Origin of the sequence: Mesorhizobium sp. Root695 (assembly GCF_001428185.1) — a bacterium.
Classification (GTDB): Bacteria; Pseudomonadota; Alphaproteobacteria; order Rhizobiales; family Rhizobiaceae; genus Mesorhizobium.
This window is the reverse complement of the sequence record NZ_LMHO01000032.1, coordinates 1-17,933: the sequence shown is the minus strand read 5'-3', so window position 1 is coordinate 17,933 and position 17,933 is coordinate 1. Positions and strand designations below refer to the sequence as shown.

At 63.1% G+C, this 17,933-nt stretch carries 11 protein-coding genes; 7 read left to right on the top strand and 4 right to left on the bottom strand.

Going from position 1 to position 17,933, the window contains the following annotated elements; genetic code table 11:
* Positions 1-260: 260 nt before the first annotated feature.
* The 3 genes from ASD99_RS23425 to ASD99_RS23415 all read left to right on the top strand — a co-directional run bounded on the left by ASD99_RS23425 (position 261) and on the right by ASD99_RS23415 (position 3,032).
* Positions 261-1,472 (top strand): NAD(P)/FAD-dependent oxidoreductase, encoded by a 1,212-nt coding sequence (locus ASD99_RS23425; RefSeq protein ID WP_057145064.1) that lies wholly within the window; start codon positions 261-263, stop codon positions 1,470-1,472.
* Between the two features lie 121 nt (positions 1,473-1,593).
* The gene (locus ASD99_RS23420) at positions 1,594-2,544 is read left to right on the top strand and encodes an SPFH domain-containing protein (protein ID WP_056590976.1); all 951 of its coding nucleotides are present in this window, start codon (positions 1,594-1,596) and stop codon (positions 2,542-2,544) included.
* 23 nt (positions 2,545-2,567) lie between these two features.
* Positions 2,568-3,032 (top strand): NfeD family protein, encoded by a 465-nt coding sequence (locus ASD99_RS23415; RefSeq protein WP_057145063.1) that lies wholly within the window; start codon positions 2,568-2,570, stop codon positions 3,030-3,032.
* Positions 3,033-3,096: 64 nt separating this feature from the next.
* Here ASD99_RS23415 and ASD99_RS23410 read toward each other — a convergent pair whose 3' ends face one another.
* Entirely contained in the window at positions 3,097-4,098 is a 1,002-nt protein-coding gene (locus ASD99_RS23410) for a KpsF/GutQ family sugar-phosphate isomerase (RefSeq protein ID WP_057145062.1), read from the bottom strand.
* Between the two features lie 250 nt (positions 4,099-4,348).
* On the opposite strand from ASD99_RS23410, the gene ASD99_RS23405 reads away from it, so the two are divergent.
* The gene (locus tag ASD99_RS23405; protein WP_056590969.1) at positions 4,349-6,139 is read left to right on the top strand and encodes an outer membrane beta-barrel protein; all 1,791 of its coding nucleotides are present in this window, start codon (positions 4,349-4,351) and stop codon (positions 6,137-6,139) included.
* A 71-nt stretch (positions 6,140-6,210) separates the two neighbouring features.
* On the opposite strand, the gene galU is transcribed toward ASD99_RS23405, so the two are convergent.
* Positions 6,211-7,116, bottom strand: a complete 906-nt coding sequence (gene galU, locus ASD99_RS23400) for a UTP--glucose-1-phosphate uridylyltransferase GalU (RefSeq protein WP_056590966.1) — start codon at positions 7,114-7,116, stop codon at positions 6,211-6,213.
* Between the two features lie 208 nt (positions 7,117-7,324).
* On the opposite strand from galU, the gene ASD99_RS23395 reads away from it, so the two are divergent.
* Entirely contained in the window at positions 7,325-8,545 is a 1,221-nt protein-coding gene (locus ASD99_RS23395) for a lytic murein transglycosylase (protein WP_057145066.1), read from the top strand.
* A gap of 76 nt (positions 8,546-8,621) precedes the next feature.
* Positions 8,622-9,836 (top strand): DUF459 domain-containing protein, encoded by a 1,215-nt coding sequence (locus ASD99_RS23390; RefSeq protein WP_057145061.1) that lies wholly within the window; start codon positions 8,622-8,624, stop codon positions 9,834-9,836.
* 65 nt (positions 9,837-9,901) lie between these two features.
* On the opposite strand, the gene ASD99_RS23385 is transcribed toward ASD99_RS23390, so the two are convergent.
* Both ASD99_RS23385 and gltB read right to left on the bottom strand, forming a co-directional pair.
* Entirely contained in the window at positions 9,902-11,356 is a 1,455-nt protein-coding gene (locus ASD99_RS23385; protein ID WP_057145060.1) for a glutamate synthase subunit beta, read from the bottom strand.
* 141 nt (positions 11,357-11,497) lie between these two features.
* On the bottom strand, positions 11,498-16,234 hold the full coding sequence (gene gltB, locus ASD99_RS23380; RefSeq protein WP_057145065.1) for a glutamate synthase large subunit: 4,737 nt from the start codon (positions 16,232-16,234) through the stop codon (positions 11,498-11,500).
* Between the two features lie 505 nt (positions 16,235-16,739).
* Between gltB and ASD99_RS23375 the strand changes: the two genes are divergently transcribed.
* Positions 16,740-17,792, top strand: coding sequence for a threonine aldolase family protein (locus tag ASD99_RS23375; protein ID WP_056590949.1), 1,053 nt, complete (start codon positions 16,740-16,742; stop codon positions 17,790-17,792).
* Positions 17,793-17,933: the final 141 nt, after the last annotated feature.

The following is a 17,933-nucleotide window of genomic DNA, read 5'->3' as shown; positions in this document are numbered from 1 at the left end:
CCTGCGCCGACCGCGAAGAGAAGCGAGTGACCCGCGGGGCGACACGGTCCGAAAAAAACGCAACAGGAGCTTGACCTCAACAACCCCAATCAGAGAAGCCTGCTAGAGCAATTACAGGAAAAGTGTGAAACGGTTTTCCGTCCGGGATTGCGTCAAACAAAGAGTTGGAGCGGCTCGCCGTTTCCGTGAAGCGGTGAGCCGCTCTGACACCGGAACAACACAAGCTCCGGGGCGTTAAAGCGCGCCCTCCGGAGAATTCGATGCCCCGCAAACTCGATCTCAGAACTGGCCCGCCCGTCTGGTCTGCCTATCGGGCGCCTACGGTGCCGACGGACAGTCTGACCCGTGACGCCAAGGCCGACGTGCTGATCGTCGGCATGGGGATCAGCGGCGCCATGATGGCCGAGGCGCTGACGGCGAACGGCCATTCGGTGGTCTGTATCGACCGGCGCGGCCCGCTGAAAGGCTCGACGTCGGCGACCACCGCGCTGGTGCAATTCGAAATCGACCAGCCGCTTTACACACTGTCGAAGATGATCGGCAAAGCCACGGCGGAACAGGCCTGGCGGCGCTCTCGGCTCGCCGTTTCCAACCTCGCTGCCCGCATTGCCGAACTCGGCATCAATTGTGGCCCGAGCCGCACCCCGTCGCTCTATCTGGCCGGCACGATGCTTGGCCCGTCGGACCTGCACGACGAGGCCGAGGCACGGCGGCGGGCCGGCATCGGCGCGACCTATCTCACATCGGCACCGCTGGCGGAAAAATTCGGCGTCGACCGCGATGGCGCCATCCTCAGCCATGGCAACATCGCACTCGACCCACGCAAGCTGACCGCCGGGTTGCTGCTGAAGGCCCTGGAGCGCAAGGCACGTTTCTGCGCCCCCGTCGAAGCCACAGTGATCGAGGACAGTGCCGACGAGGTGGTCGTGGCAACCAGGGATGGCCCGACCATAACCGCGCGACATGTCGTTTTGGCCACCGGCTACGAATTGGTCGACATCGTGCCGGCCACGGCCCACCGGATCATCTCGACATGGGCGATCGCGACACGCCCGCAATCGCGAAAGATCTGGCCACAGGCGGCGTTCATCTGGGAGGCGTCGGACCCCTACCTCTATATGCGCGCTACAGCCGACGGCCGGGTCGTCTGCGGCGGCGAGGACGAGGACTTTGTCGATGAAACCCGGCGCGACGCGCTGATCGGCGAAAAGAGCGCACGCATCGCCGAGAAGCTCGGCCTGATATTTCCGCATCTCGACACCAGGCCCGCATTCGCCTGGACCGGTTCGTTCGGCACCACGACCACCGGCCTGCCCTATATCGGCGCCATCCCTCGCCATCCGCGCATCCATGCAGTGATGGGTTACGGCGGCAACGGCATCACCTTCTCGCAGATCGCGTCCGAGATTGTCTCGGCCTCGATCGACGGGCTGGACGACACGGATGCAAGGCTGTTTGCCTTCAACCGTTGAGTGCAAACCCACAAACAATCCATCATCACCTGATTGTAACGCATCTGAAACACACTTAAGTCTTTGGTGAAGTCGGCCGCGCGAGAATGGCTTGTGCGGCCTGCGTCTGAGGGAGGGCCAAATGGATTTCAGTGGTTTCGATATTGCGGTTGGTGCACTTGCCCTTCTGGTATTGGTGCTTCTGATCAAAGGCATCAGGACAATCCCGCAAGGCTACAATTATACGGTGGAACGCTTTGGCCGTTACACCAAGACACTGAGCCCAGGCCTCAATTTCATTTTCCCGTTCGTCGACCGCGTCGGCGCCAAGATGAACATGATGGAGCAGGTGCTCGACGTTCCGAGCCAGGAAATCATCACCCGCGACAATGCAATCGTCGGTGTCGACGGCATCGCCTTTTTCCAGATCCTCAATGCGGCACAGGCCGCCTACCAGGTTTCCGGCCTGCAGAACGCCATCCTCAACTTGACGATGACCAACATCCGTACCGTCATGGGTTCGATGGACCTCGATGAGCTGTTGTCGAACCGCGACGCCATCAACGAGCGCCTGCTGCGCGTCGTCGATGAGGCGGCGCATCCGTGGGGCATCAAGATCACCCGTGTCGAGATCAAGGACATCAACCCGCCGGCCAACCTCATCGAATCGATGGGCCGGCAGATGACGGCGGAACGCAACAAGCGCGCGCAGATCCTCGCCGCCGAGGGCCTCAAGCAGTCGCAGATCCTGGAGGCCGAAGGCCGCAAGGAAGCCGCCTTCCGCGATGCGGAGGCACGTGAACGCTCGGCCGAGGCGGAAGCCCGCGCCACACAGGTGGTGTCGGATGCAATCTCCAAGGGCGACGTGCAAGCGCTGAACTACTTCGTCGCCCAGAAATACACCGAGGCGTTGGGCAAGATCGGCACGGCCACCAACAGCAAGATCGTGCTGATGCCCTTCGAGGCGTCGTCCCTGATTGGTTCGCTCGGCGGCATTGGCGAGATCGCCAAGGAAGTCTTCCGCAGCGAAGGCACGACCGGCGCGCAAAGGCAGGCCGCGCGCCCGCCTGTCGTTCGCCCGACCGACAACTGATGTCTCCAACATAGGAGAACGCCATGATCGATCGTGTCATTTCCGAACTCGGCCCGTGGAACTGGATGGTTCTCGGCTTCGTCCTGCTGGTGATGGAAATCATCGCGCCGGGTATCTTCATGCTGTGGATCGGCATCGCCGCCCTGATCATCGGCGCGGTGTCGCTGCTGATCTGGGACGCCGGCTTTTGGACCTGGCAGGTCCAGGTCCTCGCCTTCCTGGCCCTGTCGCTGGTCTCGGCCTATGTCGGCAAGAAGCTGGTCGGCAGCCGCACTGACCCGACCGACCAACCGCTGCTCAACCGGCGCGGCGCGCAGATGGTCGGTCGCATGGCGACACTTGCCGAACCGATCCGGGATGGCCATGGCCGCATCAAGCTGGGCGACACGCTGTGGCGTGTCTCCGGCCCCGACCTGCCGGCCGGCACGCAAGTGCGCGTGACGGGTGCGGCCGACACGGATCTGGAGCTGACCGTCGAGGCGGTCTGAACGAGCGTCGTTGAGGGGTGTTGAGATTCGGGTCAGGCCGGCATCACCTGAATATCAGCACACCTTAGGCGGCGCCGATGCGCAAGAGATCATGCAGGTGGATAAGGCCGACCGGCCTCTTGCCTTCCACCACCATCAGGCTGGTGATGGCCGAATTGTTGATCGTCTGCAGTGCCGTCGCCACCAGCGTGTCCGGCGTCGCCGTCTTCGGCCCTCTTGTCATGACCTGATCCACCGTCATCGCCAGCAGATTGCTGCCGATGTGACGGCGGATGTCACCATCGGTGATGATGCCGACCAGCGCACCGTCGGCGTCGGTGATCGCCACGCAGCCAAATCCCTTGCGCGACAGTTCTAGGATCGCGTCCTGCATGCCGGTGCCCGTGACCACCAGCGGCAGCCTGTCGCCGACATGCATGATCTCGCGGATCTGCGTCAGGTTGGCGCCGAGCTGGCCGCCCGGGTGAAAGGTGCGAAAATGATCTGGCGTGAAACCGCGTGCTTCGAGCAGGGCAATCGCCAGCGCATCACCCATCACCAGTTGCAGCAGCGTCGATGTCGTCGGCGCCAGGCCGTGCGGGCAGGCCTCCGGCGTGCGCGGCAGCAGCAGCACGACGTCGGCGGCCCGCGCAAGTGCCGATGTCTCTCCGGCGGTTATGGCGATCAACGGAATGGAGAAGCGCCTGGAATAGCCGACGATGCCCATCAGCTCCTTGCTCTCGCCCGACCACGACATGGCGATGATGGCGTCGTCCCTGGCGATCATGCCGAGATCGCCGTGATTGGCTTCCGCGGGATGGACAAAGAAAGCCGGCGTGCCGGTCGAGGCCAGCGTCGCCGCGATCTTCGATCCGATATGGCCGCTTTTGCCGACACCGGTGACGATGAGCCGGCCTTCAATCCTCGAGATCATGTCGACGGCCTGGGTGAAAGGCGCGGCCAGTCCGTTCTCGAGGGCCTCGGCAAGGGCTGCAACCCCCGCCTGTTCGGTTGCCACCGTCCTCAGCGCCGAAGCGATTGAGGCTTGCCTGTCCAAAGGCTTCTTATCCAGGGATCCCGCATGCATGGCTGATGCGATTAGCGCTTTGCCGGCGCGCTGTCCAACAGAAATGGCCCCTTGCATGTCGCCCGAACCTGTGCGGTGGTTTGAGACAACGGCAGGCGTGAAGACAAAAGGCTTAACCCGCGCGGTTTGAATCCCTTTGGAAATCGGCGCTTCAGGCGGCCAACGGGCCGCCGCCTCAACCCTCCGTTAACCATCCCCATTTACGGTTCGGTAAGTATGGCGCGCGTGCGCCGCGCAAGCAGTGGTGGCGATGTCCGGGGTCCAGCCAGAAAATTCGAGAGGGCGAAAGGGCAAGGCGGTCTGCGCCTTGCTGCTGGCGACCAGCATGTTTGCCTTGCTGCACCCAACGGCGCTCCATGCGCAGGAAACGGAACTGCGCGGCGAAGTCTCCGAATCGGCGATCCTGTCCGACCAGCAGCGCAAGGCGAGACAACTCGCTTTGGCAGCGCAGGGTCAGGCGCCGACCAATGCGGCACAAGACAATGCGCCGGCCCGTACCTATCTGCCGGCCAGCGCCGGCGCCGTGCCTGACGACACGGACACCGGCGACGCAACCGCCACCGGCAGCGTTTTTGACCCGCCGGCAGCTGCCGACGACACCTCCACCGACACTCCGGCACCGCCCAAGCCTCGCCGCCGCTCATCGGCCGCCGGGCAAAACGCGGCTGACCAGGCCAAGGACAAGGCTGCGGACAAGTCGAAAAAGAAGAAGAAGTCGACGGCGGCAACCACCGACATCACCGCTTCCACGACCGCCTCCACGACGGACGCCACCGATGGTGCAGACACCGACGAGGAGACGGCCAACCGCCGCGCCCTCACCATCGACAGCGCCGACAAACAAGAGCTCGACCCAGGCGCAGAGCGCACGGACGCCATCGAAGGCCAGAAAAAGGAGCCGGAGGATGATCCGTTCGCCGCCACCGGCGTCAAATGGGGCTCCTTCGTTATCCGCCCGACGATCGAACAGGGCCTGACCGCCACGTCGAACGGCGATTCGAGCAATGCCGGCAAATCGGCGCTGCTGTCCGAGACCGCGCTGCGTTTTTCCGCCGCCTCCGACTGGCGCGAGAACTCCGCCACGATCGACGGCTATGGCCTGTTCCGCGAGAGCGTGTCGGGCTACCCGGTTCACGACGAACAAGGCCGCATCGAAAGCCAGCTCAATGTCGACCTCGACAATGAACTGCGCGCCATCGCCAAGCTCGGCTACGAGGCGGTGCCGGAATCGGCGTCGTCGCCGGACGCCATCGCCGGCGTCAGCAAGCAGCCGCTGCGGCAGACCGTCGACGGCAGCCTGGCCGTCGAAAAACATGTCGGCAAGATGCAGTACACGTTGACCGGCGCGGTCTCGCACGACTTCTACGGCGACGCCAAGCTTTCCAACGGCACCTCGCTGTCGCAGAAGGATCAAGACTCCACGCTCTACACCGCGACCTTGCGCACCGGCTACGAGATCTCCCCCGCCATCACCCCCTTCACCGAAATCGAGGTCGGCCGTCGGACCTATGACCAACGCATCGACAATGAAGGCTTCGAGCGCTCGTCGACGCGGCTTGGCACCCGCGCCGGCCTTGCGCTCGACATGGGTGAGAAGCTGGCGGGCGAGTTTTCCGCCGGCTGGCTCAGGGAAGCGATCGACGACAAGAACCTGGACGCGATTTCAGGTGCGACCGTCAACGCCGACCTCAAATGGTCACCGGAGCGCGGCACCACGATCGGCTTGACCGGCCGGACCACCGTCGAGCCCACGACCACCGCTGACGAAAGCGGCGACATCCTCTATTCCGGCCGCCTGACCGGCGAGCGGCAGATTCGCGCCAATCTCACCGCAAACGCGGCTCTGGGCCTCGATTGGCGCGACTATATCGGCATCGACGGCCATGACAGGGTCTTGAGCGCCGAGGCCGGACTGACCTGGTGGTTGAACCGCTATGCAGGCCTCACCACAAGGCTGAGGACCGAGAAGCTGACCAGCAACTTGCCGGGCCGCGACTACACCGCCAACAGCATCTTCCTAGGCGTGAAAGTCCAGCGCTGAAAGCTTCCGTGCCAAACTCGCATTGAGATCAGACCGGCCCTTCCGCGGGCCGGCTGAATATAGACATCGACTTAGAACGCGGCGCCGCGGCGCTCGGACGGCTTCATCTCATCGAGAAGCTTGCGGATGATTCCGGCCATGTTCTCGTTCATGTCGCTGCGCCACAGCGCAAAGGCGACATTGGCCTCGACAAAGCCCTCCGGCGATCCGCAGTCGAAGGTGCGGCCCTGATAGTGATAGCCATAGAAGGGCTGCTGCTTTTCCAGCTTCAGCATCGCATCGGTGAGCTGGATCTCGTTGCCGGCGCCCTTCTCCTGGCCTTCCAGGATCTTGAAAATCTCGGGCTGCAGAATGTAGCGGCCGTTGATGTAGAGGTTGGACGGCGCGGTGCCAGCCTTCGGCTTTTCCACCATCTCGGTGATGCGGAAGCCGTGATGCGTGTCCTCGCCGCGGCCGACGATGCCGTATTTGTGGGCGTCGGCGGGATCGCATTCCTGCACGGCGATGATGTTGTTGCCGGTTTCCTCGTAGAGCTCGACCATTGCCTTCATGCAGCTCTTCTCCGACTGCATGATCATGTCGGGCAACAAAAGCGCGAAGGGCTCGTCGCCGACCAGCTCGCGGGCGCACCAGACGGCATGGCCAAGCCCCATCGGCACCTGTTGACGTGTGAAGCTGGTCTGCCCCGGCGCCGGCTGCAACCGTTGCAGGCGGGCGAGCTGGTCGTCCTTGCCGCGCTGGGCCAGCGTGTCGTAGAGTTCGAACTGGATGTCGAAATGGTCCTCGATGACGGCCTTGTTGCGGCCGGTGACGAAGATGAAATGCTCGATGCCGGCCTCGCGCGCTTCATCCACCACGTACTGGATGACTGGCCGGTCGACGACGGTCAGCATTTCCTTGGGGACGGCCTTGGTGGCCGGGAGAAACCGTGTGCCGAGGCCGGCGACGGGGAAGACTGCCTTGCGAACTCTCTTCATGCTGTCAATTATCCGTTTGATGGCCAGCTTCGCAATCCCCGTTCAAGACATTTTCACGCCGGAATTGAGGACTAGTGGGCGACTGAGGGGAACGTTCACCGGTAAAGCTTCGAGGCGTCTTTTCGTTCCCGGTGGCACCTATGGTAAACTAATTCCTAACCTGGTTCGGCGATGAATGGTCTTTCCTGAGACAGAGAAGGAGGAAAAGATGTCCGTTCGCAATGCCGCAAAGATTTTTACCAGCGTCATGGCGGCAGCCAGCCTCTCGCTCGCTCTGCTGATGCCTGGTCCCGCTTTCGCCGATGCCGGTTTCCGGCAATGGGTCGCCGGCTTCCGGGCCACCGCCGTGCAGAGCGGCGTTTCCGGAGCCCTCTACGACCAGGCCTTCAGGGACATTAGGGATATCGACCCGGTGGTGCTGGAAAAGGCGCGCACGCAGCCTGAATTCACGGCTCCTGCCTGGGACTATTTCGACAACCGCGTCCATGATCAGTCGGTCTCCGTCGGCCAGCAGATGGCCAGGAAATGGAAGCCGTGGCTGGACCGGATCGAGGCCAGATTCGGCGTCGACCGCTACATCCTGCTGGCCATCTGGTCGATGGAATCGAACTATGGCGAGATTCTCAAGCGCGACGACATCATGCGCAATGTCGTGCGTTCGCTGGCGACCTTGGCCTATGCCGATCCGAAGCGGGCGAAATTCGCCCGCACCCAGCTGATCGCCGCGCTGAAGATCCTGCAGACCGGCGATATCGACGAAAGCCATCTGAGCGGATCCTGGGCCGGCGCCATGGGCCACACCCAGTTCATCCCGACCAGCTATCTGCACTATGCAGTTGACATGGATGGCAACGGCAAGCGCGACATCTGGAATTCGATCCCCGATGCGCTGGCGACTTCCGCCAACCTGTTGAAGAAGAATGGCTGGCAGGCTGGCAAGACCTGGGGCTATGAGGTCGCCTTGCCTGCCGGCAAACTTCCCGGCGGTGCCAACACGCTGTCGCAATGGCAGGCGCTCGGCGTGGTCAGGGCCAACGGCAAGCCGTTCAAGAACGGTTCCGACAAGGCGACGCTGAAGGTGCCGGACGGCCGCAGCGGGCCGGCATTCCTGATGATCAAGAATTTCACGGTCATCAAAGCCTACAACAACGCCGATAAATACGCGCTTGCCGTCGGTCTTCTTGCCGACGAAATCGCAGGCTCCAGCGGTCTCGTGCAGGACTGGAAGCGGCCTTTCACCAAGCTCACTTTCGAGGAAAGGCAGGAGCTGCAGAAGCGGCTTTCCCAGCATGGCCTTTACGACGGCAAGTTCGACGGCAAGATCGGCGACGGCTCGAAGACCGCCATTATGGCCTTCCAGGCCAAGGCCGGCTTGACCCAGGATGGCTATCCGAGCATGGAAGTGCTGAAGTGGCTGCGGCAGAAATAGAGCCGCCTGCGGTGTCGCGCGGCCTTCCGGGCGCGCAAAGGACACCGTAGCAATCTGCCAGGGATGGAGGAAACGATTGGCTTCGGCTGTGCGCATCGCAGGGCTTGTTCGTCGCATGCCGGTGCTCATTCTGGCCGTCATCGTGCTTGCCGTCGGCGTGGCTGGCGCCTTTCACGCGCCGGCCATGGCGCAGGAGCAGCAAAACCGCGGCTGGTCGTTGCGCGACCTTCTCTTCCCACGTCGCAGCGAGCGGATCGAGCCGCCGCAGGATATCCAGAAGGCAAGGCCCAGGCCCAAGGCGAAGAAACCCCGCGCCCCGCGCCCCCCCGCGGAACCGGAAACCCCGATTGTCGACAAAGCGCCGGACGCCCGCGCCGTCCTGGTGGTTGGTGACTTCATGGCGGCCGGCCTCGCCGAAGGCCTCGACACCGCGTTCGCCGAGAATGCCGGCGTCAGGATCGTCGTTCGCAGCAATGGCTCGTCTGGTTTTGTACGCGACGACTTTTACAACTGGCCTGAACAGATGAAGGCGCTGATCGAGACCGAAAAACCCGCCGCCATAATCGTCATGCTGGGCTCCAACGACCGTCAGCAGATGAAGGTGGGCGAGGTGCGCGAGCAGCCCCGGTCCGAAAACTGGACCAAGGAATATGAGCGTCGCACCGACGCGCTCGGCAAGGCCATCGCCACAGCCAAGGTGCCGTTCCTGTGGGTCGGCATGCCGGCTTTCCGGGTGCCGAAGATGACCTCCGACATGCTGGCCTTCAACGACATCTATCACCAAGCTGCCGAGAGCAACGGCGGTGAATTCGTCGACGTCTGGGACGGCTTCGTCGACGAGAACGGCGCCTTCGTCACCAGCGGCCCAGACATCAACGGTCAGCCGGTGCGACTGCGCGCCGATGACGGCATCAACGTGTCGAAGGCAGGAAAGCGCAAGCTCGCCTTCTATACCGAAAAACCGTTGCTGAAGATCCTCGGCCTGACCGCGCCGGGAAGCGTGGTCCCAGCTTCCGCTCCGGCGGGCGCTCCTGTCGAGGCGCCGGCGCCGGCCGCGGCCCCCATCGTCATCGACCGTACCGCACCGATGCTGCTCAGCGACCCGGCGCTCGATGGCGGCTCCGAACTGCTTGGCGCGGCACCGCCGGTGAAGGCCAATGCGGACTTACCTGGTGAAAAGCTTGTGGTCGAAGGCAAGGCACCGATTGCATCGCCCGGCCGCGCGGACGATTTCTCCTGGCCGCCGAAGGCTGCAGCCGCCACCGACACCACGACCGCGATCAATCGTTAGTATCCCAGAGCGCTCTGAGGCAAAAACGCCTTCAGATGGCCGCGGGAGCAGAGTTCCAAACGGACTCAGCGGGGCAGAACGCTCGACCCCATCAACGCCTCGTCGATAGAGCGCGCCGCCTGACGGCCCTCGCGGATCGCCCAAACGACCAGCGACTGGCCACGACGCACGTCACCGGCCGCATAGAGCCTGTCGACGCTGGTCCTGTAGTCGCGGTCATTGGCCTCGACATTCCTGGAGCGGCGGCTGTCGGTGACGATCTTCATCTGCCCGTCCAATTCCCCAGCCACCCCGGCCGCAGCCGGCCCGGCAAAGCCGATGGCGATGAAGGCGAGATCGGCACGAATGACGAATTCGGTGCCGGCGATCGGCTTGCGCTTGTCGTCGACCTCGCAGCATTTGACGCCGGTCAGCTGGCCTTCCTCGCCGATGAATTCGAGTGTCGCCACCTGGAATTCGCGCTCCGCCCCTTCGGCCTGCGAGGACGAAGTGCGCATCTTGGTCGCCCAGTAGGGCCAGACCGAAAGCTTGTCTTCCTTCTCCGGCGGCTGCGGGCGAATGTCGAGCTGGGTAACGCGCACCGCGCCCTGGCGGAAGGCGGTGCCGACACAGTCGGACGCGGTATCGCCGCCGCCGACGACGACGACATGCTGGCCGCCGGCAATGATCGGATGCGACGGCCATGCCACGGACTGGATCGGTTCGCCGCCGACGCGCCTGTTCTGCTGCACCAGATAGGGCATCGCGTCATGCACGCCGCCGAGATCGTCGCCGGGAATGCCGGCCGCGCGCGGCGTTTCGGACCCGCCGCAATAGAGCACGGCATCGTGTTCGGCGAGCAGCTCGGCAACAGGCTTGTCAACGCCGACATTGACGCCGCAATGAAAGGTCACGCCCTCGCCCTGCATCTGCTCGATGCGCCGGTCGATATAGTGCTTCTCGATCTTGAAGTCGGGAATGCCGTAACGCATCAGCCCGCCGGGCCGGCTCTCGCGCTCGTAGACATGGACGTCGTGGCCGGCGCGGCCAAGCTGCTGGGCAGCCGCCATGCCGGCCGGGCCGGAGCCGATGATGGCGACCCGCTTGCCGGTCTTCTTCTCCGGCGGATAAGGCCTGATATGGCCGGTTTCATAAGCCTTGTCGGCAATCGCCTGCTCGACCGTCTTGATGGCGACGGGAATGTCCTCGAGGTTCAGCGTGCAGGCTTCCTCGCAGGGCGCGGGGCAGATGCGGCCGGTGAACTCCGGGAAATTGTTGGTCGAATGCAGGTTGCGGATCGCGTTGTCCCAGTCGCCATTGTAGACGAGGTCATTCCAGTCGGGGATCTGATTGTGGATCGGGCAGCCCGTCGGTCCGTGACAGAACGGAATGCCGCAATCCATACAGCGCGCTGCTTGTTTCTCGACCTCCTTGTCCGACATCGGCAGCGTGAATTCACGGAAATGCCGGATGCGGTCGGAGGCCGGCTGATACTTGTGCACCTGCCGGTCGATTTCGAGAAAGCCTGTTACCTTGCCCATAGTCCAGTTCCTGCTGTCCAGATGGTGCGGTTTTCGCCGCACCCGTTAGCCTCTTGAGGCAGCCATGGCAACCTTGCGCCCGAGGTCAAACTGTCGATGAAGATGGGCCGGGAAGCCTGGGCTCCCCGGCAATTGCAAAGCCTATTCAGCCGCGACGCCCATGCGCATGCGTTCCATCTCGATCAGGGCGCGGCGGTATTCGACCGGCATGATCTTGCGGAACTTCGGCCGGAAAATCGTCCAGTCGTCGAGAATCTCGCGACCACGTACCGATCCGGTGTAGTGCACATGGTTGGAGATCAGCTGGTAGAGCCGCTCCTCGTCATGGCTGGTCATGTCGCCGGAGACGTCGACGCGACCCTTGTGATCGAGGTCGCCGCCATGGTGCAGCAGCCTTTCCATCAGATCGTCTTCTTCGGGAACCGGTTCCAGCTCGACCATCGCCATATTGCAGCGCTCGGCGAAATCGCCCGCCTCGTCGAGCACATAGGCGACGCCGCCCGACATGCCGGCGGCGAAGTTGCGGCCGGTCTGGCCAATGACGACGACAATGCCGCCGGTCATATACTCGCAGCCATGGTCGCCGACGCCTTCGACAACGGCGGCCACGCCCGAGTTGCGCACGGCGAAACGCTCGCCGGCGACACCGGCGAAATAGGCTTCGCCCTCGGTCGCGCCATAGAGCACCGTGTTGCCGACGATGATGGAGTCGGCCGCGACAATCTTGGCCTCTTCCGGCGGCCGGATGACGATGCGGCCGCCGGAAAGGCCCTTGCCGACATAGTCGTTGCCGGCGCCGACAAGCTCGAACGAGATGCCGCGCGCCAGGAAGGCGCCGAAGGACTGGCCGGCGGTGCCGGTCAGCTTCACCGAGATCGTGTCCTCGCGCAGGCCCTTGTGCTTGAAGCGCTTGGCCACTTCGCCCGAAAGCATGGCGCCGGTGGAGCGGTCGACATTGCGGATGTCGACCTCGATCTTGACCGGTTGCTTGCTTTCGAGCGCCGGCTTGGCCAGTTCGATCAGTTTGCGGTCGAGCACGTCGTCGATCGGATGTTTCTGCCGCTCGGTCCAGTGCATCGCCTCATGCGGCGCATCCGGCTTGAAGAACATCTTCGAGAAATCGAGCCCGCGGGCCTTCCAGTGTACGATCAGGTCGCGCTTTTCCAGAAGATCGGTGTCGCCGATGATCTGGTCGATATGGGTGTAGCCCATTTCGGCAAGCAGACCGCGAACCTCTTCCGCCACGTAGAAGAAGAAGTTGATGACGTGCTCGGGCGTGCCCTTGAAGCGCTTACGCAGCACCGGATCCTGCGTCGCGACGCCGACCGGGCAGGTGTTGAGATGGCACTTGCGCATCATGATGCAGCCAGCCGCGATCAGCGGCGCGGTCGAGAAGCCGAATTCGTCGGCGCCAAGCAGCGCGCCGATGATGACGTCGCGGCCGGTGCGCAAGCCGCCATCGACCTGCAGCGCAACGCGCGATCGCAAGCCGTTCAGCACCAAGGTCTGGTGCGTCTCGGCAAGGCCCATTTCCCACGGGCTGCCGGCATGCTTGAGCGAGGTCAGCGGCGAGGCGCCGGTGCCGCCATCATAGCCTGAGATGGTGATGTGGTCGGCGCGTGCCTTGGCAACGCCCGCCGCAACCGTGCCGACGCCGACTTCCGACACCAGCTTGACCGACACGTCGGCCGCCGGATTGACGTTCTTCAAATCGTAGATCAGCTGCGCCAGATCCTCGATCGAATAGATGTCGTGATGCGGCGGCGGCGAAATCAAGCCGACGCCCGGCGTCGAATGCCGGACCTTGGCGATGGTGGCGTCGACCTTGTGGCCGGGCAGCTGGCCGCCCTCGCCGGGCTTGGCACCCTGCGCCACCTTGATCTGCATCATGTCGGAATTGACGAGGTATTCGGCAGTGACGCCAAACCGCCCCGAGGCGATCTGCTTGATCGCCGAGCGTTCGGGGTTCTTGCCGCCGCCGGGCAGCGGCAGATAGCGGTCGGCCTCTTCGCCGCCCTCGCCGGTGTTCGACTTGCCGCCAATCTGGTTCATCGCGCGTGCCAGCGTGGTGTGCGCTTCGCGCGAGATCGAGCCGAACGACATCGCCCCGGTCGAGAACCGCTTGACGATGTCGGCCGCCGACATGACGTCGTCGAGCGCGACCTTCTCGCGGCCGGTCTCCTCGGCCAGCTTGAGCCTGAACAGGCCGCGAATGGTCTGGGCGCGGGCCGTCTCGCTGTCGATCTGAGCGGAATAGTCCTTGAACGTTTCCCACGATCCCTGGCGCACGGCATGCTGCAAAGTGGCGACCGCATCGGGCGACCAGATATGCGCCTCGCCGCGCATGCGGAACATGTATTCGCCGCCGACCTCGAGGCTGTTGCGCAGCACGGGGTCGTTGCCGAAACCGTCATTGTGGCGGCTCAGCGTCTCGGTCGCGATCTCGTCCAGCCCGACGCCTTCGATCAGCGTCGCGGTGCCGGTGAAATATTGCTGCACGAAATCGGTCTTCAGGCCGATGGCGTCGAAAATCTGCGCACCGCAATAGGACTGGTAGGTCGAGATGCCCATCTTGGACATCACCTTGAGAATGCCCTTGCCGATCGACTTGATGTAGCGCGAGACGACTTCGTAGGCGTCCACCTCCTTCGGCAGTTCGCCACGCTTGTGCATGTCGAGCAGTGTATCGAAAGCGAGGTAAGGGTTGATCGCCTCGGCGCCATAGCCGGCAAGGCAGCAGAAATGATGCACTTCGCGCGGCTCGCCAGATTCGACGACGAGGCCGACCGAGGTGCGTAGCCCCTTGCGGATCAGGTGATGATGCACGGCGGCTGTCGCCAGGAGCGCCGGGATGGCGATGCGGTCCGGCCCGACCTGACGGTCGGACAGGATAATGATGTTGTAGCCGCCGGCGACCGCTGCCTCGGCCCGCTCGCACAGGCGGTCGATGGCGCCCTGCATGCCCGCGGCCCCTTCGGCGGAGCCATAGGTGATGTCGATCGTCTTGGTGTCGAAACGGTCCTCGGTGTGGCCGATGGAGCGGATCTTTTCGAGATCGCCATTGGTCAGGATCGGCTGGCGCACCTCGAGCCGCTTGCGGCGCGAATTGCCGACCAGGTCGAAGATATTCGGCCGCGGCCCGATGAATGACACCAGGCTCATCACCAGCTCCTCGCGGATCGGATCGATCGGCGGGTTGGTGACCTGGGCGAAGTTCTGCTTGAAATAGGTGTAGAGAAGCTTCGACTTGTCCGACATCGCCGAGATCGGCGTGTCGGTGCCCATCGAGCCCACCGCTTCCTGGCCCGTCGTCGCCATCGGCGACATCAACAGCTTGGTATCTTCCTGGGTGTAGCCGAACGCCTGCTGGCGGTCGAGCAGGCCGACATCCTTGCGCAATGCGCGCGGCTCGACCGGCTTCAAATCTTCGAGGATGAGCTGCGTGTTGGCGAGCCAGGTCTTGTAGGGATGCTTGGTCGCGATCTCCGACTTGAGCTCCTCGTCGGAAACGATGCGCCCCTTCGCCAGGTCGATCAGTAGCATGCGGCCGGGCTGCAGCCGCCACTTCTTGACGATCTTCTCCTCCGGCACCGGCAGCACGCCGGCTTCCGAGGCCATGATGACGCGGTCGTCGTCGGTGACGATGTAGCGTGCCGGGCGCAGTCCGTTGCGGTCGAGCGTGGCGCCGATCTGGCGGCCGTCGGTGAAGACCACCGCCGCCGGCCCGTCCCACGGCTCCATAAGTGCTGCATGATATTCGTAGAAGGCCTTGCGATCGGCGTCCATGAGCTTGTTGCCGGCCCAGGCTTCCGGGATCAGCATCATCATGGCGTGGCTGAGGCTATACCCGCCCTGGAACAGGAACTCGAGCGCATTGTCGAAGCAGGCGGTGTCGGACTGGCCGTCATAGGAAATCGGCCAAAGCTTCGAGATGTTGTTGCCGAACAGTTCGGAATCGACCGAAGCCTGCCGCGCCGCCATCCAGTTGTTGTTGCCGCGCACGGTGTTGATCTCGCCATTGTGCGCGACCATGCGATAGGGATGCGCCAGCTTCCACGACGGGAAAGTGTTGGTCGAGAAGCGCTGGTGGACGAGGATCAGCGCCGTCTCGAAGCGAGGATCGATCAGGTCCTTGTAGTAGGCACCGACCTGATAGGCCAGGAACATGCCCTTGTAGACGATGGTGCGCGCCGACAGCGACACGCAATAGGCGCCGATGTCCATGTTGTCGTTCTCGGCATAGATGCGGCCCGATATGACCTTGCGCAGCAGGTAGAGCCTGGCCTCGTATTCCTCGTCATCGGTAATGTCTGACGTGCGACCGATGAAGACCTGCCGATGGAACGGCTCGGACGCCACGATGTCAGCCGCCTTCGATAGCGACGAATTGTCGACGGGCACGTCACGGAAACCGATGAGCGGAAGCCCTTCCGACTGCGCCGATTCGGCAATGATGTCCTCGATATGGGCGCGGAGTGCCGCGTTCTGCGGCATGAACCAGTGTCCGACGCCGTACTGGCCCGCCGGCGGCAGGTCGATACCCTGGGCTGCCATCTCCTCGCGGAAGAAACGGTCGGGAAGCTGCACCAGCACGCCGGCGCCATCGCCGACCAGCTGATCGGCGCCGACGGCGCCGCGATGCGTCAGATTTTCAAGCACGGCCAGCCCGTCCTTGACGATCTGATGCGACTTCACGCCCTTCATGTTGACGATGAAGCCGACGCCGCAGGCGTCATGCTCGTTGCGCGAATCGTAGAGGCCTTGGGCGGAAAAGCCGTTGGCGGTTCGGCCAATATTGGATCGCAAGGTGTTTTTGACGGTTGCCGCTTTCGTCTGCGCGGCCTGGCCGTTCGTCGCAGAGTGCGTCATGTCCGTCATCTCCTGTCCTCCATTCCAGCCCTTCGGGCGCTGGTTTGCCTCGGCAAGCGCTTGGCTCACCCTGATCCTTGTGGCACGTCTTGCGAAATCCTTGCCGAACCAAGCGGCTTTCCGCATGGTTCGTATTCGTACAGGCCAGAGTTATTCCTACTGGCAACAGTCTGGCCGTCCACCTGTCGCTCGCGGCAACAGCCGGAGAGGCCCAAATGATACGCCAATCCAGCTTGTTTTGTGCGACAAAATAAGACAGCACTACTGTCCTAAATTTTTATGGCAGAAATCCCGGACGCACACAAGACCGATTCACAAAAAACTTGGGCCTTTCGCGACAGAAAATGTCGTGAGGTTGAGAAAAAACGTAAGCTTCAGTCGCCGGCCTCTTCCTTGCCGGCTGGTTGGCTTTACCGATTTTCCGGCGTCTGGCCCCTTGCGATCAGCACGCGAAACCGGTCAACTTCAGGCTGATTTTCCCAAAACCCCGATTTCCCAAGACATAGGCAGATGCATGTTCTTCGCTTCCGACAACTGGGCAGGCGCCCATCCCAATATCGTTGCCGGCCTGTCGGCCGCGGCCGGCGGCTTTTCCACCGCCTATGGCGACGGTGCGCTCGACCAAGCCGTCTATCAGCGATTCAGCGAGATTTTCGAACGCGAGGTCGCGGTTTTCTTCGTCGCCACCGGCACGGCCGCCAACTCGCTGGCGCTGACCACTTACAACAAGCCAGGCGGCATTTCCTTCGCCCACCGCGAATCGCATGTCATCGAGGATGAATGCGGCGCACCGGAATATTTTTCCGGTGGCTCGCGCCTGCATGCCATCGACGGCGCGCTGGGAAAGATCGACCCGCACAATCTGGAAAGCACCATCGGCCGTTTCGCGCCCGAAATCGTCCATTGGGGACGGCCGATGGCCGTTTCGATCACCCAGTCGACCGAGGTCGGCACCATCTACGGTTTGAATGAGATCGAGACGATCTCGGCGATCGCCAAGAAGCATTCGGTGCCCCTGCACATGGACGGCGCCCGCTTTGCCAACGCGCTGGTCGCGCTTGAGACGACACCGGCCGAAATGACCTGGAAACGCGGCGTCGACATCCTGTCGTTCGGCGGCACCAAGAATGGCTGCTGGTGCGCCGAGGCGATCGTGCTGTTCGATCTCGACCGAGCCAGGGAATTGGCCTTCCTGCGCAAGCGCGCCGCCCAACTGTTTTCGAAATCGCGCTTTGTCGCGGCCCAGTTCGAGGCCTATTTCAAGGGCGGATTGTGGCTGGACACCGCCCGCCACGCCAATGCCATGGCAGCGCGCCTCGCGGCAGCGATCGAGGATTCGGCCACGGCCAAACTGGCCTGGCTGCCGCAGGCGAACGAGGTGTTCGCGGTGATCAAGAAGGCCGAAGCCGAAAAGCTGCAGGCAGCCGGCGCCGCCTTCTACGACTGGCACAAGCCGCATGGTTTTGACGGCCATATCGGCGAGGACGAGTTGCTCTATCGCTTCGTCACCAGCTTTGCGACGACGGCCGAAGATGTCGACCGCTTTGGCCAGCTGATCGCTGGATAGGCAATATCCCCCGCAACAAAAAAGCGGCGCCTTCCGGCGCCGCTCAGACTGCTGACAAACCCCTGGCATTTGCCGGGGGTTTTTGATTCACTGGGTCATGTTGAAGCGACCCGCCCCTGAACAGACCGCGCTCGAGATGGT